The organism is Robiginitalea sp. (assembly GCF_049588695.1).
Lineage (GTDB): Bacteria > Bacteroidota > Bacteroidia > Flavobacteriales > Flavobacteriaceae > Robiginitalea.
Genome location: NZ_JBAVZJ010000485.1, coordinates 1 through 2,587, shown reverse-complemented (window position 1 = coordinate 2,587; position 2,587 = coordinate 1). Strand labels below are relative to the sequence as shown.

Below are 2,587 nucleotides of genomic sequence, written 5' to 3'. Positions count from 1 at the left end.
GATTTACAGGAAGTAAAAGCCAATAGAAGGAATAAAGTACCCATGACCAATACTGTATGCCGATTCAGGAGGCTCATAATTCTATCGTTAGAAGTTCGCAGAAGGTACAAAAAGATACGAAAATATTTCACCTTTGAACCCGCGGAATACCCTTAAAATTGACCCTTATAATTCCTGAAGTCTTCTTCGGGCCTCTTCTCCGTCCTGCCCCCCGGGATCCAGTGACAGGGCTTTTTGATAGGCCTCCCGGGCCTTTTCCAGTTCTCCCTGCTTCGCGTAAATGGCCCCCATTCCGTTCCAAACCCCGGCCCGTTCGGGAAAGAATTCAGCATTCATGGAAAAGACAAAATATGATTCATCTAAACGGTTGCTTTTTAGCAAGTTATGTGCTGTCTTATCAAATGCTTGTTCAAAGTTGTAAAACGCGTAATTTGGATCTGAAATCATACGGGCAGCCGTGGGTTTAACCTGATCCACCTTTCCGGAGGTAAACAATTCTGTCAGGTGATCCATGGGATTGAGGATAAACGTAGAATCTGAAAAAGCCAGGGCCGCTTCAAGAGCCGGATCCTGATTGGTGCGGTATTGTTCAAAGGTCATCCCGGTAGCCAGGTGGGGCGCGAGCCAGGGGCCATTCTCCCACTGGGGTTTGTCCTGCCACCACGCAAAGGACAAATAGGCATTCAGACCACTGTTTGGTAAGGTTGCCGGCCGGTTGTCACCGTAGAAGTTGATATTCTCGGCTGTGGGCTCTCCCACGAATACGGCGTTTGTATAGGAACTGAGTTCATTGACCAGGTTTTGACAGGCAGAAAACGTCCGCCTTCCGATAATGACCATAAATTTTCCGGGTTTATTGATCTTTTCCGTTCGAATGACCCCGGTTACTATGGGTTTGTTTTTGTAATTATTCCCACCCCCATTAAGGCGCAGGTCGAGTATGAGTTTATCGACATCATTTTGTTCAATAAATTCAAAAACCCCTTTAAAAAAGGTAGGTATATCCGCTTTTTCATCATCCATAATCTGACTTTGGCGGACGTAAAGTGCCTTTTCCTCAGGCAGGTATTCATAATAGGAGATTCGGTCCAGTTGCCTGAGGTACAAAGGGCTTCGGGTGGTGTCCCGGGACTCGACCCAGTCCTCCCCCGGAATGACCATCCCATATCGCCGTGGAAAACGCTCGGCGGGCACCGCAGAAAGGGTTTCACGGCGAATCTGACCATCCTCTTCCAGGGTGAGGGTGATATCCCGCTTGTTCTCCGAAAGGATTTTCTGGGCGTGGAGGAACTCGGGAAAGGTGAGGTAATGTATGCCATATGCCTTTACAAACATCTCATTCTCTGCAGGAATTACCGGACGCATGAGCTCCAGGACGCGTGCAACGGGCATCCCCTCTATCTCGAGTAGTCGTGCCCCGGCGAGCTCCGCATAATCCCTGTGAACTCCTTGAATAAAGATTCCGTCATCGTATTGATAGAGTACTATGGGCAATTCATGCAAGGGGACCTTCCCTTCCCAATACCCCAAAACCGTATGCCCGTATTCAAAAGAAGCTACCAAACGGGCCAAACCTACCATCACCTCATGATCCTCCAGTTTGGGAATTGCCGCCCTCAAGGCACCCACTTTTTCATCAAATTCTGAAGCTGTGATCTTTTTAAAAAGAAATGCATATTCGTCGTGGATGGTTTTTTGAAGATAATCCAGGTCTTGTTGCCATTGCTGTGAATTTAATTCCTGTGCCTGCAAGCATGGCACCAGAATTAACAAACAATATATCAGTAAAAGCTTTATGGGTTTAAAAGCAGATAATACAGATGGCAACATGTTGTTTTATTTTAATGATTGGACGTAAATACGGACAGGTTGTTACACCTTAACAAAGTTTTGTTTACCTCATTTATTTACACCAAATCATCTAATTATCAACATTTTAGATTATCTTTCTAAAAATGAACCGGGTGTTTAGACCGTTTTTTTTAGGAGCCCTACTCCTTTTTGGGAGTCTTCAAATCCACGCACAGTCCTATGTAGACCTCATTACCGCTTCATACAATTACAGCCCTCCCTCTGCCTACGAAATCTCCGATGCCACAACGACTATACAGCATGCGGATATCAGTGTGAGTCTCCCCTTTCCTATCGAAGAAGGTCCGATTCTGTTGCCCGGGGTCAATATGACCGTCAATCGTCTCCATCTGGATCCGGCAAGCCCTGAGGCCACAACCCTTTATTCCGTAGCCTTACATATCGGGGTGCGATTGAACTATGGGAATGACTGGAGCGGAACGCATTACCTTTTTCCGAGGCTCTCCACGGCTTTTCAGGAATCCCGGGCTGGCGTTCAAATCGCTACCCTGCAGCTTTTTGAAAAACAGAAATCGCCGGATTCCAGTTACGGTTTTGGTTTATACGCGAGTAAAGAATCCTTTGGATGGATGTTGGTACCCTTATTGAGTTTTTACTACCAAAGCCCGGATAAGCAATATGAAGTACGACTTTTTCTCCCCTCCCGTGGAGATGTCAATTACCGCTTAACGGATGATATGAGGGTCGGCCTGTATTTTGACGGCCTGGGCTCCTC

The 2,587-nt window shown here is 46.6% G+C and carries 2 protein-coding genes; one reads left to right on the top strand and one right to left on the bottom strand.

All coding sequences use genetic code 11. The features are described from left to right. Positions 1 to 165: 165 nt before the first annotated feature. On the bottom strand, positions 166 to 1,761 hold the full coding sequence (locus WBV75_RS11360) for a tetratricopeptide repeat protein (protein WP_424120713.1): 1,596 nt from the start codon (positions 1,759 to 1,761) through the stop codon (positions 166 to 168). Positions 1,762 to 1,964: 203 nt separating this feature from the next. Here WBV75_RS11360 and WBV75_RS11355 point away from each other — a divergent pair. Beyond that, the coding region (locus tag WBV75_RS11355) for a hypothetical protein (RefSeq protein WP_424120712.1) at positions 1,965 to 2,587 on the top strand (623 nt) is incomplete at its 3' end.